This is a genomic window from Streptomyces massasporeus (assembly GCF_014648995.1).
In the GTDB taxonomy this organism is placed as follows: domain Bacteria; phylum Actinomycetota; class Actinomycetes; order Streptomycetales; family Streptomycetaceae; genus Streptomyces; species Streptomyces massasporeus.
Genome location: NZ_BMSE01000004.1, coordinates 383,450 through 405,282, shown reverse-complemented (window position 1 = coordinate 405,282; position 21,833 = coordinate 383,450). Strand labels below are relative to the sequence as shown.

Below are 21,833 nucleotides of genomic sequence, written 5' to 3'. Positions count from 1 at the left end.
ATGACCGCCACCACCGACACCACCACCGGTATCCCCGACCTCTACCCCAGTCGCGGTGCCGTCGAGGCGCAGACCCCGCGCCAGGACCCGGTCGTCTGGGGCGCACCCGACGCCCCGGGGCCGGTCGCCCCGGCCGACCTGCTGTCCTTCGAGCGCGACGGCTTCCTGGCCATCGACGAGCTCATCACCGAGGACGAGGTCGCGGTCTACCGCAACGAGCTGAACCGGCTGGTGCACGACCCGGACATGCGGGCCGACGAGCGGTCGATCGTCGAGCCGAAGTCCAAGGAGATCCGCACGGTCTTCGAGGTGCACAAGATCAGCGAGGTCTTCGCCCGGCTGGTCCGCGACGAGCGGGTCGTCGGACGGGCGCGGCAGATCCTCGGCTCGGACGTGTACGTCCACCAGTCGCGGATCAACGTCAAGCCGGGGTTCGGCGCCAGTGGCTTCTACTGGCACTCGGACTTCGAGACGTGGCACGCCGAGGACGGTCTGCCACGGATGCGTACGGTGTCGGTCTCGATCGCGCTGACCGAGAACTTCGACACCAACGGCGGACTCATGATCATGCCGGGGTCGCACAAGACGTTCCTCGGGTGTGCGGGTGAGACGCCGAAGGACAACTACAAGAAGTCGCTGCAGATGCAGGACGCGGGCACGCCGTCGGACGAGGCGCTGACCCAGATGGCCACGCAGCACGGCATCAAGTTGTTCACGGGCAAGGCCGGTTCGGCGACCTGGTTCGACTGCAACGCCATGCACGGTTCCGGCGACAACATCACGCCGTTCCCGCGCAGCAACGTGTTCATCGTGTTCAACAGTGTGGAGAACACGGCGGTGGAACCCTTCGCGGCGCCGGTGCGGCGGCCGGAGTTCATCGGGGCGCGGGACTTCACGCCCGTGCGGTGACCGCCGGTCAGCGGTGAGTCGGCCGTGTGACAGAGCTGCCGGGTGGGGCCTCCTCGTGTGGGACGGGAGGCCCCACCCGGTTTTTTCATGCCGTCAAGGCGTCCAGGAGCCGGTCGACGTCCGCCGCGGTGTTGTAGAGGTGGAACGCCGCCCGCAGGTTCCCGGACCGGTCGGAGACCTCGATGCCCGCCCGGCTCAGTTCGCCCTGCCGGTGGCCGAGCCCCGGCACCGACACGATCGCCGAGCCCGGCGCGGGCACCGGCTCGTGGCCCAGCCCGGCGAGCCCGGCACGGAACCGGTCCGCGAGGCCGACGTCGTGGGCGTGCACGACGTCGACGCCGATCTCCTCCAGCAGCTCCAGTGAGGCACGCAGCCCGGCGTAGGTGAAGAGGGCCGGGCTGACGTCGAACCGCCGTGCGGAGTGGGCGAGTTCCTCGACGGGGCCGTAGCAGCTGTCCCAGGGACGTTCCCCGGCGACCCAGCCCGCGAGCAGCGGCGTGAGCCCGCCGAAGTCCCGCGGGGCGACGAAGAACGAGGCGCCGTGCGGCCCCAGCAGCCACTTGAATCCGACGGCGGCGAGGAAGTCGTCCGCGTCGGCCTCCATCGGCAGCCAGCCGGCCGACTGCGAGGCGTCGACGTAGGTACGGGCGCCGTGGGCCCGGGCCGCCGCACGCACGGCCGGCAGGTCGGCGAGGCGGCCGTCGGCGGACTGCGCGGCGCTGACCGCGACCAGCGCGGTGTCCGGGCGGACGGACTCGGCGAGCCGCTCCAGGGGCACGGCGCGCACCTTGAGGTCGCCGCGCGCGTGGAACGGGTTCACCAGCGATGAGAAGTCGCCCTCCGCCGTGAGGACTTCGGCCCCCGCGGGCAGCGAGGCGGCGATCAGCCCGCCGTACTCGGCGACCGAGGCACCGGTCGCGACGCGCTCGGCAGGAACGCCGGCCAGCCGGGCGAAGGACGCGCGGGCGGCCTCCACGTCCTCGTACAGGGGACCCAGGGGCGTGCCCTCGGCACGCATCCGCACCGCCGCCTGCACGGCGCCGACGGTCCGGGCGGGCAGGAGCCCGTTGCTCGCGGTGTTGAGGTAGGTGTGCTTCGGGGTGAACTCGGCACGGACGAGGTTCTCGAAGGTCTCCATGGGACCACTCTGCGTCCCCGGGATCTCCCCGTCCATTGCCGATTTCTGCGCGATGCCGCCAAGGAGCGCTTATGGGTGCGCTCCGACCTGGGCGTTTCAGTGCTGGGGCACGGCGCAGCCGTCCGGGCCGCAGGCGTCCGCGTCGTCGTCGCCGTCGACGATCTTCAGGGGCGAGGGCTCGCCGTACGCCTGGGTGAGTGCTCGGGCGAAGACCTCGGCGGGCTGGGCGCCGGAGACGCCGTACTTCCGGTCGAGGACGAAGAAGGGCACGCCGTTCGCCCCGAGCTGCGCGGCCTCGCGCTCGTCGGCGCGGACCTCGTCGGCGTACGCACCCGGGTCGGCGAGCACCTCGCGCACGGCCTCCGTGTCGAGACCGGCGGCCGAGGCGAGTTCCACCAGCCGCTCGTCGTCGTTGAAGACGGACCGCTCCTCGGCGAAATTCGCCCGGTAGAGCAGGTCGAGCAGCTGCTCCTGGCGGCCCTGCTCCTTGGCGAAGTGCAGCAGGCGGTGCATGTCGAAGGTGCTGCCGTGGTCGCGGCCCCGGGTGCGGTAGTCGAGGCCCTCCGCCGAGGCCTGGGCGCCGAGGTTGTCCTCTCCGGCCTCGGCCTGCGCGGCGCTCATCCCGTACTTCTTGGTGAGCATCGTGATCACGGGCTGGATGTCGTCCTTGGCGCGGCCGGGGTCCAGCTCGAAGGAGCGGTGCACGACCTCGACCTCGTCGCGGTACGGGAAGTCCCGCAGCGCCTTGTCGAAGCGGGCCTTGCCCACGTAGCACCAGGGGCAGGCGATGTCGCTCCAGATCTCGACGCGCATGTCTCGGCTCTCTCCAGGTCGTACGGGTACGGAGACTCCCTCCGCCGAGTGGATGAACGTTCAAGCAGCGGGCTTCATTCCCCGGGCAGGGCGAACCGCATCCGCATGTGGTGGTCTCCCGGCCCGGCCGGTTCGGGGACCCACCCCTGGCGCCGGTAAAACTCCTGCGCCCGCCGGTTGCCGACGTGCACCTCCAGGAGGGCCGTCCCCCTGCCGTCGGCCCGCCACTCCTCCACACAGGCCGCGTGCAGGGCGGTGCCGACGCCTGCGCGCCAGTGGTCGGGGTCGACGTGGAACTGGAACAGCTTCACCGTGTCCACCGGCGCGTCCTGCGGGGTGCGGAAGGAGGCCAGTCCCACGATGCACCCCGCCTCGACGAGGCACAGCACCCGCCCGTCCGGCCGCGTGAGGGCACTGCGCCAGGCCTCGGTCCAGTCGGTGCCGTCCTGCGGCACCCCGCCGGGGTAGTACGTCGCCCGGGCCCGCGCGTGCAGCGCGACGACGTCCGCCACCTCGGCGGGCAGGACGGTACGGATCACACGGCCCGGAACCACTCGGTTGCTGATCATGGAACGGAGGACGAGGCCGGGCCGGGACACGGTTCCCGGCCGCCCCTCAGCTGCCGTCGCGCAGGTCGTCCGGCCAGCTCGGCCTGAACTCGATGTGGTCGTACGTCACCACGCAGCCCTCCCCCATCGGGGACTGGGCCATGAAGCCGACCAGGGCCGCGCCGGTCTCCTTCTCGTCGCCGAGGGTGAAGAGGCGGACGAAGGTCCAGCGTTCGCCGTCACGGGAGGCGTGGAACGCGAAGGCGCGACCGGTGCGGCTGATCCGGAGCCAGACGGAACTGCCGTCCACGGTGAAGGAGTTGGCGTCGTCGGAGTGGCCCCGGGTGACCACCGTGCAGACGGTGGGGACGTCCGGGGAGTACTCCAGGCAGAGCTTGGCCCAGGCCCGCTCCCCCACGTGCACGTAGAGCACCCCGGCGTCGAAGGCCGCGCCGAACCCGACGGTGACCTTGGCGATCAGCTGGAATTCGCCTTCCGGCGCCCCGAGCAGCCGGGGCGCGTCGGAAGCGGGGTCCAGCCCTTCCCCCGTGGGCGGCACGAACCGGTCCTGCCGCGCCCCGGCCCACCCGGTGAGCACGCCGTCCTCGTAGGACCAGTGGGCTTCGGGCCCGTAGGTGCGCAGGGGGAACGGGAGTTCGGAAATCTCGAGATCCATTCGACCGAGTCTCCCAGGTCCGACCTCAAGGGGCGCGGGGAACTGCGCGATCAGCCCCAACGGGCCCGCAGCCCGCAGTTCACCCGCACTCCCACGGCGCTAACGCTCAAGACGCCCGTTGAACCTACGAGGCAGCCCCAAGGGGTTCTCGTCCCGCAGCTCCTGCGGCAGCAACGCCTCCGGGGCGTTCTGATACGCAACCGGCCGCATCCACCGCTCGATCGCCGTCCCACCCACCGACGTGGACGTCGACGTCGTCGCCGGGTACGGCCCGCCGTGGTGCTGGGCCGCCGCGACGGCGACCCCCGTCGGCCAGCCGTTCACCAGCACGCGCCCCGCCAGCGGCGTCAGCTCCGCGAGGATCTCGGCGCCGCGGCCCTCACCCGCCGCCTCCTCCTCGGACAGCTGCACCGTCGCCGTGAGGTTGCCCGGCAGCCGCGACAGCACCGCCTTCACCTCGGTCTCGTCCTCGTAGCGGGCGACGACGGTGACCGGCCCGAAGCACTCCTCCAGCAGCAGGTCGTGCTCGCCCTCCGCCGCCAGCCTGCTCGCCGGCACCGTGAGGAAGCCCGCGCTGACGGTGTGCTCGCCGCCCGCGCCGGGGGTGACCGGGGAGTCGACGTCGGGCAGCCCGGCCCGCTCGGCGACGCCGGCCACGAAGTTGTCGCGCATGCGGTGGTCGAGCAGGACCCCGGCGTCGGTGTCGCTGACGGCGTCCGTCAGGGACTTCAGCAGGGCGTCGCCCGCGGCACCGGCGGGCGCGAGGACGAGGCCCGGCTTCACGCAGAACTGGCCGACGCCCAGCGTCATCGAACCGGCGAGCCCGGCGCCGATCGCCTCGGCCCGCTCGGCCGCCGCGGCCTCGGTGACGACGACCGGGTTCAGGGAGCCCAGCTCACCGTGGAAGGGGATCGGGACCGGGCGGGCCGCCGCCGCGTCGAAGAGGGCGCGGCCACCGCGCACGGAGCCGGTGAAGCCGGCCGCCGCGACCAGCGGGTGCTTGATCAGCTCGACGCCCGCCTCGAAGCCGTGGACCAGGCCCACGACGCCCTCGGGAATGTCGTGCCGGGCGGCGGCGCGGCGCAGCACCTTGGCGACGTACTCGGACAGGGCCGGGTGGTCCGGGTGGGACTTGACGACGACCGGGCAGCCGGCCGCGAGGGCGCTCGCGGTGTCGCCGCCCGCGACCGAGAAGGCGAAGGGGAAGTTCGACGCCGAGTAGACGGCGACGACGCCCAGCGCCACCTTGTAGCGGCGCAGGTCGGGGATGGGCGGGGTCGCGGTGTCGTCGGGGTGGTTGATGACGACGTCGAGGAAGGCGCCCTCGTCGACGATGTCCGCGAAGGCGCGCAACTGGTAGCAGGTACGGGCGAGCTCGCCGGTCAGCCGGACCGGGCCGAGCGCGGTCTCGGCGTCGGCGGTCTCGACGAGACCGTCCTTGGCCGCCTGAAGCTCGTCGGCGGCGGTGCGCAGGAAGGCCGCGCGGACCGTGCGGTCGGCGAGGGCGCCGCGTGCCTCGTGCGCGGCGCGGACGGCGGCGTCCACCTCCTGGGCTGTGGCCTCCACCGCAACCTGTTCACGCTGCTTCCCGGTTCGGGGGTCGACACTCCAGACTGGTGCTGCTGCCACCGCGGGTCCCTCCACACATGTATTGCCGCAGTACTGGGTCACCCACCAGGGACGTTCGATATACTGAACGCTGTCTCTGATGATGAATATGCTGTGGAGACTATTTCCCGTCCAACGAAGGGGTCAAGGGCGATGTCGGCTGGCGAGACGGGCGGCGGGGCGCAGGTCAAGTCCGCGGTACGAACGGTTGAACTGCTCGAATACTTCGCCGGACGCCCCGGCATGCACTCCCTCGCGGCGGTCCAGGAGGCCGTCGGGTATCCCAAGTCCAGCCTCTACATGCTGCTGCGCACCCTGGTCGAACTGGGCTGGGTGGAGACGGACGCGACGGGCACGCGATACGGCATCGGCGTGCGGGCCCTGCTGGTCGGCACGTCGTACATCGACGGTGACGAGGTCGTCGCGGCGGCCCGCCCGACGCTGGACCGGCTCTCGGACGACACGACCGAGACGATCCACCTCGCCCGCCTCGACGGCACGAACGTCGTCTATCTGGCCACTCGCCAGTCCCAGCACTACCTGCGTCCCTTCACCCGGGTCGGCCGCCGGCTACCCGCGCATTCCACGTCCCTCGGCAAGGCGCTGCTGAGCACGTACTCGGACGAGCAGGTGCGCAAGATGCTCCCGGAGACGCTGCCCGCGCTGACCGAGCACACGATCACCGACCGGGAGAAGCTCATCGAGGAGCTGCGCCAGGTGCGGGACCAGGGCTTCGCGGTGGACCGCGAGGAGAACACGCTGGGGCTGCGCTGCTTCGGCGTGGCGATCCCGTACCGCACCCCGGCGCGGGACGCGATCAGCTGCTCGGTGCCGGTGGCGCGGCTGACGCCGGCGCACGAACAGCTGGTCAAGGACGCGCTCTTCGACGCACGGGACCGGCTGACACTGGCCACCCGTAGGCTCTGAGGCATGAACGTCGAGCTGCGCCAGGTCCACGACAGCGATCTGCCGGTCTTCTTCCGGCAGATGAACGACCCCGAGTCCCTGAGCATGGCGGCCTTCACCCCGGAGGATCCGGCCGACCGGGCCGCCTTCGACACCCGCTGGTCCCGGATGCGCTCCTCGCCCGACGTCGTCGTCCGTACGGTCCTGGCCGACGGGGACGTGGTCGGCAGCGCGGGGGTGTACGGGGTGCCGGGCGAGCGCGAGGTGACGTACTGGGTCGACCGCGCGTACTGGGGCAAGGGCATCGCCACACAGGCGCTGCGGGCGCTGCTCGCCGAGGTGCCCGAACGCCCGCTGTACGCGCGGGCGGCGTCGGACAACGCGGGGTCGCTGCGCGTGCTGGAGAAGTGCGGGTTCCGGGTGACGGCGGCGGCCCGCGGGTACGCCCCGGCCCGGGGCGCCGAGATCGACGAAGCGGTGCTCATCCTGGAGGGCTGAGGCGCCGAGAACCTCTCCCCCGTCCGGCGGAGGCGGATCGTCGCCGGGCAGGAGGTGCCGGCGGCCCGGCGCGCGGGAGCCTGATCGCATGACGCAGTCGCTCGCTCCCGCCGCCCGCCCCACCACAGGTCCCGGCCGCGCCCGGCGGATCCTCCGTGCCGTCGCCGTCGTCTCCTGTGTCCCGTACCTCGCCCTCAAGGCCGCCTGGGTCGCCGGGAGTCACGTCGGGATACCCGAGGGCAGCTCGCTGCTCGACGACCGCCTCACCATGGCCGTGATCAACGGCCTGTCGATCCTGCTGGACAGCGCGGTGATCGTGCTGGCGCTGGTGCTCACCCGGCCGTGGGGGCTGCGGGTGCCCGCGTGGCTGCTCGCGTTCCCCGTGTGGGTCGCGACCGGGCTGCTCGCGCCCGTCATGGCCGGGTTCCCGGCGCAGCTGGTGGTGAGGGCGTTCGGCGGAGGCGGTGCCTCGTCGGCGGGCCGGGAGGCCTTCCTGGACGAGTGGGTGTTCGGCGTCGTGTACACGGGGTTCATCGCCCAGGGGCTCGCCCTCGGCGGCCTCTTCGTGCTGTACGCGCGGGACCGCTGGGGGCACCTGTGGCACGGGCGGGTGTGGGACCTGCCCGTCGGCGCCGTCGGACCGGCCCACCGGGCCCTCGCCGTGGCCGCCGCCGTGCTCGCCCTGCTGCCGCTCACCCTGCACGCCCTGTGGGCCTGCGGTGTCTCCGCCGGGCTAGGCGAGGGCCGGGCCGCGGACCGGGGCGGTGAGTTCTACGTCCTGGAGGCCCTGTACGTCGTGTTCCTGCTCGCGGCGGTCACCGGGGCGGTGCTGCTGGCCTTCCGGCGCGGCCGGGCCCTGCCCGTGTCGGTGCCGCTCTCGCTCGTCTGGGTCGGCTCGGGGGCCGTGGCCTGCTGGGGCGGGTGGCTGTCGCTGGCCTCCCTCGGCGGCCCGGCGGACCTCGCCGACCGCGCCACGCCGCTGATGAACCTCGCCTACGCTGGCCAGATGCTCGTCGGCCTCCTCGTCGCCGCCATCGGCGTCTACCACGTCGCCGAGCGCTCGGCCGGGACCGCGCGGCGGGCGGCGTGAGCACGGTCGCCCGGTCGCTGTTCGGCCGGCGGGCGCGGCTGCGCTGGATCCATCTGATCCTCGGCGGTGCGCTGGCCATGCCGTACGTCCTGGTCGGTTCGGTGGTCGTCGGCCCGGTCACCGGCTCGTCGGACGTCTTCGGCTCCCTCCCCCTCCAACTCGGCTCGTTCGCCGTGGGCCTGCCGCTCGCGGCCGTCACCTCGCTGTTCCCGCTGACCCGGCCGCTGGAGTCGGCAGCGGTGCGCTGGCTGTGCGGGGTGGACACGGACCGGCTCGCCCTCGGGCCCGCACGCACGCGGGGCGAGAAGGGCCGTACGGCCGCCTGGTTCACGCTGCATCTCGGGTTCGGCGGGATCATCGCGGGGATGTCGCTGGCGCTGCCGCCGTTCGCCGCCACGCTGATCGTGCTGCCGGTCCTCTCGGGGCTGCTCGGCAGCCGGCTCGGACTGCCCGAAGTCTTCGACCACGCCTGGGTGTTGGCGCTCGCCCCGGTCGCGGGCGTGCTGTCGCTCGCGGCCCTCGCCGGCTGCGCGGCCGGCTGCGGTGCGCTGCTGGCCCGCTGGGCGCCGCTGCTGCTCGGCCCCACGCCCCGGGAGCGGCTCGCCGCCGCCGAGGCCCGCGCGGCCGACCTGGCCGTGCGCAACCGGCTGGCGCGGGAGCTGCACGACTCCGTCGGCCACGCCCTGAGCGCGGTCACGCTCCAGGCGAGCGCGGCCCGCCGGGTCCTCGACTCCGACCCGGAGTTCGTCCGCGAGGCCCTCGCCGCGATCGAGGACACGACCCGGCGCACGGTCGGTGAACTCGACGCCGTGCTGGGCGTGTTGCGTGAGGGCGACGCCCCCGGCACGGCTCCGGCGCCCACCCTCGCCGCCGACCTCGACAGGCTGCTGCGGCGTACCCGGGCGGGCGGTCAGCGGGTGAGCGCCACCGTGGACGCCGACCCGGAGGCACTGCCCCCACTGCTGTCCCGGGAGGCCTACCGCATCGTGCAGGAGGGGCTGAGCAACGCCCTCAAGCACGCCGGTGAGCGGGCGGCCGTGGACGTGCGGATCGCGGTGACGGACGGGGAGCTGGAGATCACCGTGGAGAACCCGGTCACCGGCCCCGCGCCCTCCCGCACCGGTGGCGGCCACGGACTGCGGGGCATCGCGGACCGGGCCAGGCTGCTGGGCGGCACGGCGACGGCCGGACCGGCCGCGGCACCCCGGCCGGGCAGCACCACGACAGCCGGACCGACCGCGACACCACCCCAAGGCAGCACCACGACAGCCGGACCGACTCCGGCGCAGACCTGGCGGCTGCACGCACGCCTGCCGATGAAAGGACCCGCATGAACCGCCCGGCCCCGATCCGTGTCGTGCTCGCCGACGACGAGCGCATGGTGCGCACCGCGCTGCGCGCCATCCTCTGCGCCGAGCCCGACCTGGACGTGGTGGGCGAGGCGGCCACCGGCGCCGAGGCGGTCTCGGTCGTCCGGGAGCTGCGGCCGGACGTCGTCCTCATGGACGTGCGGATGCCGGAGACCGACGGGATCCGCGCCACCGAGCAGATCCTCGCCACGCTGGACGATCCGCCGCGGATCGTCGTGGTGACGACGTTCGAGAACGACTCCTACGTGTACGACGCGCTGCGGGCCGGAGCCGCCGGGTTCCTGCTGAAGCGGGCGGACGCCGACGCGCTCGTACAGGCGGTCCGGCTGGTGGCGCGCAGCGACAGCCTGCTGTTCCCGGCGGCCCTGCGCACCCTGGCGGCCGAGCACGCCCGGGCGCGCCCGGCACCGCCCGCGTGGGTGGCGAAGCTCACGGGGCGCGAGAGGGAGGTGCTGCGGCACATGGCGCGGGGTCTGACCAACGCGGAGATCGCCCGTCTGATGGAGGTCGGCCCGGCCACGGTGAAGTCCCACGTCGCGGCGGTCCTGGCCAAGACCGGCACCCGGGACCGCACGCAGGCGGTGATCGCCGCGTACGAGGCCGGCTTTCTGAACGGCGGATGAGAAAACCGCCCCGCCGGATGAGAAACCAGGACGGACGGGAACGATCCGCCCGGTGTGGCTCGTCCTCCAGTGCGAAATGAACAAGACGATCAGGCGCGCGTCGGTCTTCTCGCTGCTCCTGGTGCTCGCTCTGCTGGTCAGGGCGACCTGGGTGCAGTTCTACGACGGCCAGGCGCTGGCAGACGACAAGGACAACCGGCGGAACGCGATCGAGACGTACTCGGCGCCGCTCGGGAACATCATCGTGGGCGGCCGGTCGGTGACCGGCTCGACGCCGACGAAGAAGAGCGACCTCACGTACAAGCGGACGTACACCGACGGCGCGCTGTATGCGGCGGTGACGGGGTACGCGTCGCAGGCGTACGCCCCGACCCAGCTGGAGGGCATCTACAGCGACCTGCTCAACGGCACGGACAGCCGGCTGAAGTCCGTGATGGACACGCTCACCAACGAGCGGGCCGAGCCGGGCAACGTGGTCACGACCATCGACCCGGACGTGCAGAAGGCCGCCTACGAGGCGCTCGGCGACAAGAAGGGCGGTGCCGTCGCCGTCGACCCGAAGACCGGGAAGATCCTCGCGGTCGTGTCGACGCCGTCGTACGACCCCTCCTCGCTGACCGACGCCAACACCGCGGGCTCCGCCTGGCAGAAGCTCACCTCGGACCCGGAGAAGCCGCTGGTCAACCGTGCGCTGCGGCAGCCGCTGCCGCCCGGTTCGACGTTCAAGCTGGTCGTGGCGGCGGCCGCGCTGGAGGACGGGCTGTACTCGTCGGTGGACGAGCGGACGGACAGCCCGGACCCGTACACGCTGCCGGGCACCAGCCGGGACCTGACGAACGAGAACCCGAACGCGCCCTGCACCAACGCGACCATCCGCACGGCACTGGAGTACTCGTGCAACAACGTCTTCGCCAAGATGGCCGTGAAGCTGGGCCAGGACAAGGTGAAGGCGATGGCCGAGAAGTTCGGCTTCAACGACGACAAGCTGGATGTGCCGGTCCGGGCCTACACGAGCGTGTACCCGTCGGACATGGACCCGTCGCAGACGGCCCTGACGGGCATCGGCCAGTTCGACGTCACGGCCACCCCGCTGCAGATGGCCATGGTGTCGGCGGCCATCGCCAACGGCGGCAAGCTGGTGTCGCCTCACATGGTCTCGCAGATCACCGACAGCGGCGGTGATGTGCTGGAGGACTACGACGACGACGCGGGCACGAAGGAGATCGTCAGTTCCTCGACCGCCGAGCAGTTGCAGTCGGCGATGGAGACGGTCGTGAACAAGGGCACGGGCACGAACGCCAAGGTCCCGGGCGCGACCGTGGGCGGCAAGACGGGCACGGCCCAGCACGGCGAGAACAACAGCCAGGTGCCGTACGCCTGGTTCACCTCGTACGGCAAGTCCGACTCGTCGGGCAAGGAGGTCGCCGTGGCGGTCATGGTCGAGCAGTCGGACGCGGCCCGCTCGGAGGTCAGCGGCAACGGCCTGGCGGCGCCGGTCGCCAAGGCCATGATGCAGGCGGCGCTGAAGGACTGAGCCTGCGCCACTGAACCTCAGCCGCCAATACGCCGTCTGTACAGACGAGACGGGCCGCCCCCTTCCCCCCGGGGGCGGCCCGTCCTCGTGTCAGCGCGCGCTCGGCGTCACTTCGCTCCCAGCAGCTGCTCGATCGGGTCGATGGCGAAGTACACGAGGAACAGCGCCGAGGTCCCCCACAGCAGCCAGTGGACCTCCTTGGCCTTGCCGAGGACGGTCTTGATGACGACGTAGGCGAGGAAGCCGGCCCCGATGCCGTTGGTGATGGAGTAGGTGAACGGCATCACGGCGATGGTGAGGAACGCGGGGATGGCGATGTCGTAGCGGTCCCAGTCGATGTGCTTGACCTGGGTCATCATCAGGAAGCCGACGGCGACCAGGGCCGGGGCGGCCGCCTGCAGCGGGACGATGGTGAGCAGCGGGGTCAGGAACAGCGCGAGGCCGAACAGGCCGCCGGTGACGAGGTTGGAGAAGCCGGTGCGCGAGCCCTCGCCGACACCGGCCGCGGACTCGATGTAGGAGGTCGCCGAGGAGGCGGAGGCCGCGCCGCCCGCGACGGCGGCGGCACCGTCGATGAGCAGCACCCGGCCGAGGTTCGGGACCTTGCCGTCCTCGTCGAGCAGGCCGGCCTCGGCGCTGATGCCGACGACCGTGCCCATGGTGTCGAAGAAGTCGGACAGGATCAGCGTGAAGATCAGCAGGACCACGGTGATGACGCCGACGCCGGGAGCGCTGAAGGCGCCGAACAGGTCGAAGTCACCGATGAGGCCGAAGTCGGGGGCGTCGACGAGGTTGTCCGGCCAGGAGGGCGTCGTCAGGCCCCAGGACTTGATGTCGGCGAGGGAGTTGATCACGATCGCCAGCGCGGTCATGGTGACGATGCTGATGAGGATGGCGCCCTTGACCTTGCGGGCGAGCAGTCCGATCGTCAGCAGCACACCGAGACAGAAGACCAGCATCGGCCAGCCGGCGAGGGAGCCGGTGCCGCCCAGCTGAACGGGGACGGTGGTGTTGGCGGCGTCCGGGATGCGGCTGACGAACCCGGCGTCGACGAAGCCGATGAAGGCGATGAACAGGCCGATGCCGACGCTGATCGCCTGCTTGAGCGGCTGGGGTATCGCGTGCATGACGGCCTCGCGCAGACCGGTCACCACCAGCACGCAGATCAGCAGGCCTTCGAGGACGATCAGGCCCATCGCGTCGTCCCAGCTCATGAGCGGGGCGATCTGGAAGGCGACGACGGCGTTCAGGCCGAGTCCGGCGGCGAGCGCCAGGGGCAGGTTGCCGCCGACGCCCATGATGATCGTCATGACCGCGGCCACCAGGGCGGTGGCGGTGGTGAGCTGGACGGCGTCCAGCTGGTGCCCGAACTTGTCCTTCGCGCTGCCCAGGATGATGGGATTCAGGACAAGGATGTAGGCCATCGTGAAGAACGTGGCGAAGCCGCCGCGTATCTCACGGCCGAAGGTGGACCCCCGCTCGGAGATCTTGAAGAACCGGTCGACGCTGTTCGCCGCCGGTGGCGCGGCGTCGGACCGGTCGGCCACCTTCTGCGATTCGGACATGGCGCGTGCTCCTAGATGCCTGGGTGATCGGTGTGCGGGTGCTGGCTGGATTTTCGTCGCGTTGAACCACGTTCAGGTGTTCTTCGTGTTACGAAATCGAAGTCCGGCCTGCCATACGACGTTCGAAGCTCCGTACGAACCATCCGACGATCGCTGCTACGCTTCCCGATCTCGTCCGGGCCTCCCCCGGATGATCACATGTCATCTACATGACAGCCACAGGGTGCCCCGGCCGGGAGTGCCCGCAGCCGCTGCGAGAGGAGGTCGCCCGTGGGCACAGTCGTCGACGACGCCGCCTCCGCGGAGTTCCACGCCTTCTTCGAGCGCCACTACGCCGAACTGTCCCGCCTCGCCTATCTGTTGACGGGCGAGGCGGACACCGCCGACGACCTGGCGGCGGACGCGTTGCTGGCGCTGTGGCACCGCTGGGACCGGGTGCGCGCGGCCGACCATCCGGCCGCGTACGCGCGCGGTGTGGTCGCCAACCTGGCCCGGACCCGCATCCGCAGCGCGGTGCGCGAGCGGCGGCGCATCGCCCTGTTCTGGTCGCAGCGCGAGGAGAACACCGAGAACCCGGACGTCGCGGGTGTGGTCGACGTGCAGGAGGCGTTGCGCGGGCTGCCGTTCCGCAAGCGGGCCTGTGTGGTGCTGCGGCACGCGTTCGACCTGTCGGAGAAGGACACCGCGCTGGCGCTGGGTGTGTCGGTCGGTACGGTGAAGAGCCAGACCTCCAAGGGGATGGCCGAACTCCAGCGGTTGCTGGGGACGCCGGGGGTGCCGCAACGGATGCACGCGGCGCTGGGCGCTCCCCGCTGCTCGCCCGCCGTGGAGGGCGTGCGCACCGGCCAGGGCGGAGGGAGGGACCGATGAGCATGCGGCGGGACGTGCACGAGGAGGTGCGCTCCCGGCTGCACGAGGCGGCCGGGGCACACGAGCCCGACCGGGAGCGCATGCTGGCCCGGGTCGAGCGCGGCATGGCCGGTCCGGCCGGCTCCGGCCACCGGGAGACGCGTCCGCCGGTGTTCGGCTGGATGCGGGTGGCCGGTGCGACGGCCGCGGTCGCCGGCGTGCTGGCGGTGGGCGGTTACGCGGTGGCCTCCGCGGTGAAGGACGAGGCCGCCCCGCGGCAGCAGGAGGTCGCGACGTCGCCGACCCCCATCCCGTCCCCGGAGGCGACGAGCCGGCCCCCCGCGCCCCCGGCTCCGGTGGAGCCGACGCCGAGCCGGTCGCCCGAGCGCCGCGAGTCCGGCCCGCCGCCGTCGAGGACGCCGAGCGCCCCGGCCACCGAGCGGCCGCCCGCCGCCACCGAGGACGGTCCGCTCTGGTCGGACGGCTCGGTCGACCCGCACAGCAACGACTTCTGGGCGCAGAGCAACATCACCCTCAAGACCCGCGGGCAACTGACCGCGCTGACCGTGCGGTTGAAGGTCGCCCAGACCGGCGGGGTCTCGAACGCGGGCGCCTGGCGCTCCCTGCCCGAGAACGACTTCACCCTCGCGGTCGCCGAGCGGGACGGCTTCCTCGTCTACACCTGGACCCTCAAGGAGGGCCGTACGGTGCCGGCGGGCGAGTGGGTGTTCGCCGGGCAGTTCGACCACGCCCGCGGCGGCCGTGACGCGGGGAAGGACGCCTACGCGGTGACGGCCACCGACGCTTCGCGACAGCTGTCGGTGAGCGGCGGCTTCGCGGCGGTCGACGACGGCGACGGCGACGGCGACGGCGACGGCGACTCGTGAAAAATTCCTGGAGAGGCGGCAACCCTTTCCTCACCGGTGACCACCACAACGCGCAAGAGTCACCACCCATCTGAGGAATCGGTACATGACTGCACCAGCAGAACAGCGCGTCCGCCATCGCCGCAGTGCCACCAAGCGGCGGGCCGTGATCGCCGCGGTGTCCGCGTTCGGCATCACGGGTGCCGCGGTCGTCACCACGTCGATGCTGTCGACGGCGGGCGCCGCGTCCTCCTGGCCCACGGACAAGGGCAAGACGCCCGTGTCCAAGACCATCCCGGTCTCCGGTGTGCGCGACGGCGGGATGAAGATGTTCTACGGCACCGGCGCGCTCGGCGGCGGCAGCCAGGACGAGGGTCAGGACCCGCTCTTCGAGCTGGCGGACGGCGCGGTCCTCAAGAACGTCATCATCGGCACCCCGGCGGCGGACGGTGTGCACTGCAAGGGCAGTTGCACGCTGCAGAACGTGTGGTGGACGGACGTCGGCGAGGACGCGGCCAGCTTCAAGGGCACGTCCTCCTCCGCGGTGTACAAGGTGATCGGCGGCGGCGCGAAGAACGCCGACGACAAGGTGCTGCAGTTCAACGGCGCCGGGACGCTGAACGTGTCCGGATTCCAGGTGCAGAACGCCGGCAAGCTGGTCCGCTCCTGCGGCAACTGCAAGACGCAGTACAAGCGCACGATCGTGCTCAGCGACATCGACCTGACGGCGCCGATGAACTCCATCGTCGGGGTGAACGCCAACTACGGCGACACGGCGACGCTGTCGAAGATCCGCATCCACGGCGACGGCAAGAAGAAGATCAAGACGTGTGTGCGCTTCGAGGGCAACAACACCGGCAAGGAGCCCAAGGAGCTGACACCGCCCGGTCCGGACGGCAAGAGCTGCACGTTCAAGGCGTCCGACATCAGCTACCAGTAGGACCCGCCCCCCTGTGACTCCGGTCGGCCCTCGTCCCCCCTTGGGCCGACCGGAACGCCGGGTGTCCGGCCCCCCAGCCGGACGTCCTGGCACCACGGCCCTTCGGAGCCCCCCTCCGGACGGCCGGACGGTACCGGCCGAGCCCCCCTCGGCCGGTCGGCAGGACGCCCCCGCCGTTTCGCACCGGCGGGGGCGTCGTCGTACCGACGGGAGCGCGGCCTCAGTCCATCGTCCCGGCGGGAGCGCGGCCTCAGTCCATCGTCGAGCCGATGGTCGTGGAACCGGTCGTCAGGAACGTCGTCGCGGGCAGGGAGCCGTCCGCCCGGCGCGCTCCGTACGCACCGGTCGCGTCCGTCGACCTGAAGGGCGGCGTGGCGATGCCGCTGTCCCAGGTGTTGCCGGCCGAGACCGTCGAGGAGCCGAGTTTCGCCGCTCCGCCCTTGTCGGCGACGGCGAGGTTCCTGCCGAGGCGGGCCGTGCCGGTCGCGAAGTAGAAGCCGCTCTCGGCGTTGGCGTACGCGGTGTTGCGGTTCAGGGCGATGGCGCCGGTGTTGGAGTTCTCGGTGAAGCCGTGCAGCGTGTTGTCCCAGGCAGCGTTGTTGTCGACGACGTGGGCGACGGACGCGCCCCCGCCGCCCAGCTTGAAGCCGTTGCCGTTGCCCTCGAAGGCCGCGTCGTTCCAGCGGTTCTCGCCGTTGCCGAACGCCCAGGAGTGCTCGATGGTGACCGGGGAGGAGAACTGCCACAGGTCGAGGCCGTCGTCGGAGTTGCCGTAGAGCCGGGCTCCGGTGATCCGGTTCCCGGTCCCGGAGCCGAACTTGACGGCGATGCCGTCGGCGTTCTGGCCGTGACCGGCCCGGTCGTAGTTGCCGTGGCTGTCCACGTTCTGCACGAGGTTGCCGGTGGTGCCGTCGCCGCGCAGGGTGAAGCCGGAGTCGCCGTTGTCCGCGGTGACCAGGTTCCTGAAGACGCCGCCGACCGAGGACGTGGCGACGAATCCCTGGGCCGGGGAGTTGACGAAGGCCAGGTCCTGGACGGTCCAGTGGTCGCCGTAGATCCCGGCCAGCCAGGAGCCGGCGGGCAGCTTGGACCCGTCGATCCGCACCTTCTCGTCGCCGTGGGCCCGCAGGGTGATGGGTGCGGAACCGGTGCCGTTCGCCGTGGACTTGAGGGTGGCGGTCGGGTAGTAGGTGCCGCCGCGGACCTGGATCACGGTGCCGGCGGTGGCGTTCTTCACGGCCTGTTCGAGCTGGGCGGTGGTGGACACGGTGACCGTCGTCGAGGCGGCCTGCGCACCGCCGGTCGACAGCCCGAGGTAGACGCCGCCGGCCCCCGCGGCACAGGCCACGGCCGCGGCGATGGAGAGGGTACGGGTCCTGCGATGACGTCCGGTGCTCGGCAGCACGGAGCGTTCCTTTCCTAGGGGATCGGGACGGAAACGGCTCGGAGGGGCCCGCTCCGGCCCGTTTCCGTCCACCAGTCGCCGCCGCGCCGCAAAGGGTTGCCGCCGTCGCGTGGGCCCATGACCTCGACGTTCCGAAAGTTTCGGACCGATCGGCCTCACGCGCACCCGTTGACGCCCTGCGTCCCTCCGGTGAGACTCCGAAGGCCGCTCATCCAACAGAATCCCCCATACTCCGACAGGAAGTGTCATGCGCCCCCGCATCGCCCGCACGCTCCTGCTCCCCTTCCTGGCCCTGACCGGCCTCCTGCTGACCCTCCTCAGCGCACCGCCCAGCACCGCAGACCCCGGAGCCCCACCCGTGAAGCACAGCAAGTACGCCGGTTACCTCTTCGCCTACTTCACCGGTGAGGGCACCGCCGACGGCGAGCAGATCCGCTACGCCCTCAGCCGCGGAAACGACCCGCTGCACTGGCGTGAACTGAACGCCGGGAAGCCGGTGCTGACGTCCACGACCGGCGAGAAGGGTCTGCGCGACCCGTTCGTCATCCGCTCCCCCAAGGGCGACAAGTTCTACCTGATCGCCACCGACCTGCGGATGTACCAGAACTCCAGCGGCAGCTGGGACCAGGTCCAGCGGCACGGCAGCAAGTCGATCATGGTCTGGGAGTCCACCGACCTGGTCCACTGGACCGACCAGCGCCTGGTGAAGGTCTCCCCGGACAGCGCGGGCAACACCTGGGCCCCGGAGGCCTACTGGGACGACGAGCTCGACGCGTACGTCGTCTTCTGGGCGTCGAAGCTGTACGCCGACGACGACCCGGACCACAAGGGCGACACGTACAACAAGATGCTGTACGCGACCACGAAGGACTTCCGCACCTTCAGCGAGCCGAAGGTCTGGAACGACCCGGGCTACTCGGTGATCGACTCCACGGTGGTGAAGTACGAGGACGAGTACTACCGCTACACCAAGGACGAGCGCGATCCCGGCTCCGCCGGCCCCTGCTCGAAGTTCATCACCGGGGAGAAGTCCACCTCCCTGACCTCGACGACGTACGACTTCGTGGCCGACTGCATCGGCAAGGGCGCGATGGACCGCGGCGAGGGCCCGACGGTGTTCAAGTCGAACACCGAGAAGAAGTGGTACCTGTTCATCGACGAGTACGGCGGCCGCGGCTACGTGCCCTTCGAGACCACCGACCTCGCCTCCGGCAAGTGGACCCCGTCGACGAACTACCAGCTTCCGGCGAGCCCCCGGCACGGCACGGTGCTCCCCGTGACGCAGCAGGAGTACGACCGCCTGCTGGCCGCCTACCCCTCCGCCCCCACCTCGGTCGTGGACGCGACGGCGAAGCACCAGAAGGGCTACGCGATCATCACGGACAGTGCCTCCAAGGTCGTCCTGCCCATGAAGCCGGACGCCGGCCTGCGGGACCTCGCCCCGAAGCTGTGGGTCGGTGAGGGCGCGAAGCTCAGCCCGAAGTCCGGCACCCGCCGCGACTTCCGCACACCGCAGAAGTACACCGTCACGGCAGCCGACGGCACCAAGCGCACCTGGACGGTCGAAGCGGTGCGCGCCCGCAGCCCGATCCTGCCGGGCCTGAACGCCGACCCCGACGTGCACTACCTGAACGGCCGGTACTGGATCTACCCGACCACGGACGGCTTCCAGGGCTGGAGCGGCACCAGGTTCAAGGCGTACTCGTCGAAGGACCTGGTGAACTGGAAGGACCACGGCGTCATCCTCGACCTCGGGCCGGACGTGAGCTGGGCCGACAAGAACGCCTGGGCACCCGCTATCGCCGAACGCGACGGCAAGTACTACTTCTACTTCTGCGCCGAGCAGCAGATCGGCGTGGCGGTCGCCGACTCCCCCGCCGGCCCGTTCAAGGACGCGCTCGGCAAGCCGCTGGTGGCCAAGGGCGGTTCGCTCAAGGGCCAGATGATCGACCCGGCGGTCTTCACGGACGACGACGGCCAGGCCTACCTGTACTGGGGCAACGGCCACGGATACGTGGTGCCGCTCGACGACGACATGGTGTCCTTCGACGCGTCCAAGGTGAAGGACATCACCCCAGACAACTTCCGCGAGGGCTCCTTCGTGATCAAGCGGAAGGGCACGTACTACTTCATGTGGTCGGAGGACGACACCCGCAGCGAGAACTACCACGTGGCGTACGCGACGGGACCGTCCCCGCTCGGCCCGTGGACCAAGCGCGGGACGATCCTTCAGAAGCGGCCCGAGTACGGCATCCTCGCCACCGGCCACCACTCGGTGGTGAACACCCCCGGCACCGACGACTGGTACATGGTCTACCACCGCTTCGCCCTCAACGGCCCCGGCCTGCCGGGCGGCGACGGCATGCACCGCGAGACCACCGTCGACCGCATGGAGTTCGCGGCCGACGGCACCATCAAGCCCGTGGTGCCGACGCTGGAGGGGATCAAGCCGGTCCGGCGGTGACGCCGCCCTGCCTCAGCTGACGAAGTACGTCGGGTTCGGGAGCTTGTACGTCCGGTCGGCGTGACCGCCCTGGAGGTCCGAGAACTGGTCGCCGAAGTTGGCGATGATCTCGTACCCGAGGTCCTTCTCGATGTGCCCCCGGGTACCGGACTTGTACTGCACGGTCGTGCAGGTCCAGGTGCCCGGGGTGGCGCATCCGCTCAGGTAGGAAGGCGGGTTGTCCTTGTTCTTGAGGAACATGTGGCCGGCGTCGAGGTTCACCTCGGCGCCGGCCTTCTTCAGGTTCTCCACGGCGGCGGAGCGCTGCGCCTCGCTCAGGCCCGAGTTGTAGAAGACCTCGACGCCCTTGCGGTCCGCGTAGCGGACGAGTTCGGGGCTGCCGAAGACGGCGGGCCGGTCGGCGCGGTCGACGTAGGCGGCCCAGGTGGCGCTGTTGTAGCCGTAGTTGTTCTTCTTCTCGTAGTCGAGGCTGAGCAGCAGGGTGTCGTCGATGTCGAAGACGACGGCCGGCTTCTCGCCCTTGTGCAGCGCCTTGCGGGCCGCCTTGTCGATGTACGCCCGGGCGGACGCGCCGAGGCGGGCGAGGTCCTTGGCGTAGGGGCTGTCCGGGGAGGCCTGGTAGACGCCGTCCGCGTCGAGGGTGGTGCCGTAGTAGGTGTCGATGTCCTTGGCCAGCAGTCCGATGTTGTAGGGCTCACGGGTGGAGTTCGCCGTCGACTGGCCGGCCGTGGCGGCGCCGGTCCCGTACAGGGTGACACCGGCGACGGCACAGGCCGCGGTGACCGCGGCGATACGCAGTGGCTTATGCATGACAGGGTTTCTACGCGCGTCGCCCCCGTGGGCGCGAGACCCGCCGGGCAAAATGCGGGTCAAGCGCTCCGGGCGTGGCGGACCGGACGTCAGTCCATCGTCGCCCCGATGCTGGTGCTGCCCGTGGTCAGGAACGTGGTCGCGGGGAGCGCGCCGCCCGACCGGCGGGCGTTGTAGGTGGTCGAGGCGTTGGTGGACCGGAAGGCCGGGGTCGCGATCCCGGAGTCCCAGTTGTTGCCGGCCGACACCACCGACGAGCCCTTGCTGACCGACCCGCCGCCGTTGCTCACGGCGAGGTTCTTGCCGAGCCTGGCCGAGCCGGTCGCGAAGTAGTAGCCCCACTTGGCGTTGGCGTAGGCGGTGGTCCGGTTGATGACGAGGGCGCCCTTGTTGCTGTTCTCGGTGAAGCCGTTGCCGGCGTTGTCCCAGGCGGCCGAGTTGTTGATGACGTGGGCGACCACCTCCCCGTCCCCGCCGAGTTTGTAGCCGTTCCCGTCACCCGCGAAGGCGGAGTCACTCCAACGGTTCTTTCCGTTGCCGAACGCCCACGTGTGCTCGACGGTGACCGGCGAGGAGAAGGACCAGAAGTCGAGGCCGTCGTCGGAGTTGTTGTACAGGCGGGCCCCGGTGATGAGGTTGCCGGAGCCGGAGCCGAACTTCACGGCGATGCCGTCGGCGTTCTCGCCGTGCGTGGCCTTGTCGTAGTGGCCGTAGGAGTCGAGGTTGCGCACCGTGTTGTTCACGGTGCCGTCACCGGTGAGCGTGAAGCCGGAGTCGCCGCCGTCGATGGTCTTGATGTTGTTCCAGTCGGTGCCGGTGCAGGACTGGCAGACGACCGCGCTGTCCGGGGAGTTCTGGAAGGTGAGGTTCGAGACGTTCCAGTAGTCGGCGGTGAGCTTGAGGATCCAGTCTCCGGCGGGCAGGTTCGAGCCGTCGATCTTGACGGTCTCCGAGCCGTACGCCGTGAGGGTAACGGGCGACGAGGACGTGCCGTTGGCCGTGGACTGGAGGGTGGCCGTCGGGTAGTAGGTGCCGCCGCGCACCTGGATGACGGTTCCCGGTACGGCGTTCTTGATCGCGTCGGCCAGGTCGGTGGAGTTGGCGACGACCACGGTGGCGGCCTGGGCCTGGGTGGGGAGTGCGGCGAGGCCGGCACCCAGGGTGAGGGCGGCCAGGGCGGCGAGGGCGCTACGACGAGACATGGGAGAGCGGTTCCTTTCT

The 21,833-nt window shown here is 71.0% G+C and carries 20 protein-coding genes; 11 read left to right on the top strand and 9 right to left on the bottom strand.

Annotated elements, in window-relative coordinates:
* Positions 1 to 909 (top strand): ectoine hydroxylase, encoded by a 909-nt coding sequence (gene thpD, locus IE153_RS13400; protein ID WP_189589928.1) that lies wholly within the window; start codon positions 1 to 3, stop codon positions 907 to 909.
* Positions 910 to 994: 85 nt separating this feature from the next.
* On the opposite strand, the gene IE153_RS13395 is transcribed toward thpD, so the two are convergent.
* From IE153_RS13395 to IE153_RS13375, 5 genes are all read right to left on the bottom strand, one after another.
* The gene (locus IE153_RS13395; protein ID WP_189589927.1) at positions 995 to 2,047 is read right to left on the bottom strand and encodes an aminotransferase class V-fold PLP-dependent enzyme; all 1,053 of its coding nucleotides are present in this window, start codon (positions 2,045 to 2,047) and stop codon (positions 995 to 997) included.
* Positions 2,048 to 2,143: 96 nt separating this feature from the next.
* Positions 2,144 to 2,860 (bottom strand): DsbA family oxidoreductase, encoded by a 717-nt coding sequence (locus IE153_RS13390; protein WP_189589926.1) that lies wholly within the window; start codon positions 2,858 to 2,860, stop codon positions 2,144 to 2,146.
* A gap of 74 nt (positions 2,861 to 2,934) precedes the next feature.
* Positions 2,935 to 3,429 carry a GNAT family N-acetyltransferase gene (locus IE153_RS13385; RefSeq protein ID WP_189589925.1) on the bottom strand — a complete coding sequence of 165 codons (495 nt, stop codon included), beginning with the start codon at positions 3,427 to 3,429 and terminating at the stop codon, positions 2,935 to 2,937.
* Between the two features lie 46 nt (positions 3,430 to 3,475).
* A complete protein-coding gene (locus IE153_RS13380; protein WP_189589924.1) occupies positions 3,476 to 4,084 on the bottom strand; it encodes a DUF1349 domain-containing protein in 609 nt (202 codons plus the stop codon).
* A 99-nt stretch (positions 4,085 to 4,183) separates the two neighbouring features.
* On the bottom strand, positions 4,184 to 5,713 hold the full coding sequence (locus IE153_RS13375; protein ID WP_189589923.1) for an aldehyde dehydrogenase (NADP(+)): 1,530 nt from the start codon (positions 5,711 to 5,713) through the stop codon (positions 4,184 to 4,186).
* A gap of 132 nt (positions 5,714 to 5,845) precedes the next feature.
* Here IE153_RS13375 and IE153_RS13370 point away from each other — a divergent pair, with 132 nt between their 5' ends.
* The 6 genes from IE153_RS13370 to IE153_RS13345 all read left to right on the top strand — a co-directional run bounded on the left by IE153_RS13370 (position 5,846) and on the right by IE153_RS13345 (position 11,713).
* Complete coding sequence (locus IE153_RS13370; RefSeq protein ID WP_030852502.1) at positions 5,846 to 6,619, top strand: IclR family transcriptional regulator; 774 nt, start codon at positions 5,846 to 5,848, stop codon at positions 6,617 to 6,619.
* 3 nt (positions 6,620 to 6,622) lie between these two features.
* A complete protein-coding gene (locus tag IE153_RS13365; RefSeq protein ID WP_142164712.1) occupies positions 6,623 to 7,096 on the top strand; it encodes a GNAT family N-acetyltransferase in 474 nt (157 codons plus the stop codon).
* 88 nt (positions 7,097 to 7,184) lie between these two features.
* Positions 7,185 to 8,186 (top strand): hypothetical protein, encoded by a 1,002-nt coding sequence (locus tag IE153_RS13360; protein WP_189589922.1) that lies wholly within the window; start codon positions 7,185 to 7,187, stop codon positions 8,184 to 8,186.
* The gene (locus tag IE153_RS13355; RefSeq protein WP_189589921.1) at positions 8,183 to 9,520 is read left to right on the top strand and encodes a sensor histidine kinase; all 1,338 of its coding nucleotides are present in this window, start codon (positions 8,183 to 8,185) and stop codon (positions 9,518 to 9,520) included. Before IE153_RS13360 ends, IE153_RS13355 begins: the two co-directional genes overlap by 4 nt.
* Positions 9,517 to 10,179, top strand: coding sequence for a response regulator transcription factor (locus tag IE153_RS13350; RefSeq protein ID WP_189589920.1), 663 nt, complete (start codon positions 9,517 to 9,519; stop codon positions 10,177 to 10,179). The genes IE153_RS13355 and IE153_RS13350 overlap by 4 nt, the downstream gene beginning before the upstream one ends.
* A gap of 76 nt (positions 10,180 to 10,255) precedes the next feature.
* Positions 10,256 to 11,713: a peptidoglycan D,D-transpeptidase FtsI family protein gene (locus IE153_RS13345; RefSeq protein ID WP_189589919.1), complete on the top strand. Its 1,458-nt coding sequence runs from the start codon at positions 10,256 to 10,258 to the stop codon at positions 11,711 to 11,713.
* 107 nt (positions 11,714 to 11,820) lie between these two features.
* Here IE153_RS13345 and IE153_RS13340 read toward each other — a convergent pair whose 3' ends face one another.
* Positions 11,821 to 13,278, bottom strand: coding sequence for an NCS2 family permease (locus tag IE153_RS13340; RefSeq protein WP_189589918.1), 1,458 nt, complete (start codon positions 13,276 to 13,278; stop codon positions 11,821 to 11,823).
* Positions 13,279 to 13,548: 270 nt separating this feature from the next.
* Here IE153_RS13340 and IE153_RS13335 point away from each other — a divergent pair, with 270 nt between their 5' ends.
* The 3 genes from IE153_RS13335 to IE153_RS13325 all read left to right on the top strand — a co-directional run bounded on the left by IE153_RS13335 (position 13,549) and on the right by IE153_RS13325 (position 15,933).
* Positions 13,549 to 14,148, top strand: coding sequence for a SigE family RNA polymerase sigma factor (locus IE153_RS13335; protein ID WP_185009838.1), 600 nt, complete (start codon positions 13,549 to 13,551; stop codon positions 14,146 to 14,148).
* Positions 14,145 to 15,014 carry a hypothetical protein gene (locus IE153_RS13330; protein WP_189589917.1) on the top strand — a complete coding sequence of 290 codons (870 nt, stop codon included), beginning with the start codon at positions 14,145 to 14,147 and terminating at the stop codon, positions 15,012 to 15,014. Before IE153_RS13335 ends, IE153_RS13330 begins: the two co-directional genes overlap by 4 nt.
* Positions 15,015 to 15,099: 85 nt before the next feature.
* Entirely contained in the window at positions 15,100 to 15,933 is an 834-nt protein-coding gene (locus IE153_RS13325) for a pectate lyase (protein ID WP_189589916.1), read from the top strand.
* A 250-nt stretch (positions 15,934 to 16,183) separates the two neighbouring features.
* On the opposite strand, the gene IE153_RS13320 is transcribed toward IE153_RS13325, so the two are convergent.
* Positions 16,184 to 17,338: a right-handed parallel beta-helix repeat-containing protein gene (locus IE153_RS13320; RefSeq protein ID WP_189589915.1), complete on the bottom strand. Its 1,155-nt coding sequence runs from the start codon at positions 17,336 to 17,338 to the stop codon at positions 16,184 to 16,186.
* Positions 17,339 to 17,585: 247 nt separating this feature from the next.
* Between IE153_RS13320 and IE153_RS13315 the strand changes: the two genes are divergently transcribed.
* The gene (locus IE153_RS13315; RefSeq protein ID WP_189589914.1) at positions 17,586 to 19,802 is read left to right on the top strand and encodes a glycoside hydrolase family 43 protein; all 2,217 of its coding nucleotides are present in this window, start codon (positions 17,586 to 17,588) and stop codon (positions 19,800 to 19,802) included.
* A 12-nt stretch (positions 19,803 to 19,814) separates the two neighbouring features.
* Here the strand turns inward: IE153_RS13315 and IE153_RS13310 are convergent, their stop codons facing one another.
* Together IE153_RS13310 and IE153_RS13305 are read right to left on the bottom strand one after the other, a co-directional pair.
* Entirely contained in the window at positions 19,815 to 20,612 is a 798-nt protein-coding gene (locus IE153_RS13310; protein ID WP_189589913.1) for an HAD family acid phosphatase, read from the bottom strand.
* A gap of 89 nt (positions 20,613 to 20,701) precedes the next feature.
* On the bottom strand, positions 20,702 to 21,814 hold the full coding sequence (locus IE153_RS13305; RefSeq protein WP_189589912.1) for a right-handed parallel beta-helix repeat-containing protein: 1,113 nt from the start codon (positions 21,812 to 21,814) through the stop codon (positions 20,702 to 20,704).
* Positions 21,815 to 21,833: the final 19 nt, after the last annotated feature.

What these genes read in the sequence shown, in the direction of transcription:
- IE153_RS13370 (WP_030852502.1), top strand. Translation starts at nt 5,846, where the DNA reads ATGTCGGCTGGCGAGACGGGCGGCGGGGCGCAGGTCAAGTCCGCGGTA.
- IE153_RS13345 (WP_189589919.1), top strand. Translation starts at nt 10,256, where the DNA reads ATGAACAAGACGATCAGGCGCGCGTCGGTCTTCTCGCTGCTCCTGGTG.
- IE153_RS13310 (WP_189589913.1), bottom strand. Translation starts at nt 20,612, where the DNA reads ATGCATAAGCCACTGCGTATCGCCGCGGTCACCGCGGCCTGTGCCGTC.
- IE153_RS13305 (WP_189589912.1), bottom strand. Translation starts at nt 21,814, where the DNA reads ATGTCTCGTCGTAGCGCCCTCGCCGCCCTGGCCGCCCTCACCCTGGGT.
- thpD (WP_189589928.1), top strand. Translation starts at nt 1, where the DNA reads ATGACCGCCACCACCGACACCACCACCGGTATCCCCGACCTCTACCCC.
- IE153_RS13330 (WP_189589917.1), top strand. Translation starts at nt 14,145, where the DNA reads ATGAGCATGCGGCGGGACGTGCACGAGGAGGTGCGCTCCCGGCTGCAC.
- IE153_RS13395 (WP_189589927.1), bottom strand. Translation starts at nt 2,047, where the DNA reads ATGGAGACCTTCGAGAACCTCGTCCGTGCCGAGTTCACCCCGAAGCAC.
- IE153_RS13385 (WP_189589925.1), bottom strand. Translation starts at nt 3,429, where the DNA reads ATGATCAGCAACCGAGTGGTTCCGGGCCGTGTGATCCGTACCGTCCTG.
- IE153_RS13365 (WP_142164712.1), top strand. Translation starts at nt 6,623, where the DNA reads ATGAACGTCGAGCTGCGCCAGGTCCACGACAGCGATCTGCCGGTCTTC.
- IE153_RS13380 (WP_189589924.1), bottom strand. Translation starts at nt 4,084, where the DNA reads ATGGATCTCGAGATTTCCGAACTCCCGTTCCCCCTGCGCACCTACGGG.
- IE153_RS13325 (WP_189589916.1), top strand. Translation starts at nt 15,100, where the DNA reads ATGACTGCACCAGCAGAACAGCGCGTCCGCCATCGCCGCAGTGCCACC.
- IE153_RS13350 (WP_189589920.1), top strand. Translation starts at nt 9,517, where the DNA reads ATGAACCGCCCGGCCCCGATCCGTGTCGTGCTCGCCGACGACGAGCGC.
- IE153_RS13315 (WP_189589914.1), top strand. Translation starts at nt 17,586, where the DNA reads ATGCGCCCCCGCATCGCCCGCACGCTCCTGCTCCCCTTCCTGGCCCTG.
- IE153_RS13340 (WP_189589918.1), bottom strand. Translation starts at nt 13,278, where the DNA reads ATGTCCGAATCGCAGAAGGTGGCCGACCGGTCCGACGCCGCGCCACCG.
- IE153_RS13360 (WP_189589922.1), top strand. Translation starts at nt 7,185, where the DNA reads ATGACGCAGTCGCTCGCTCCCGCCGCCCGCCCCACCACAGGTCCCGGC.
- IE153_RS13390 (WP_189589926.1), bottom strand. Translation starts at nt 2,860, where the DNA reads ATGCGCGTCGAGATCTGGAGCGACATCGCCTGCCCCTGGTGCTACGTG.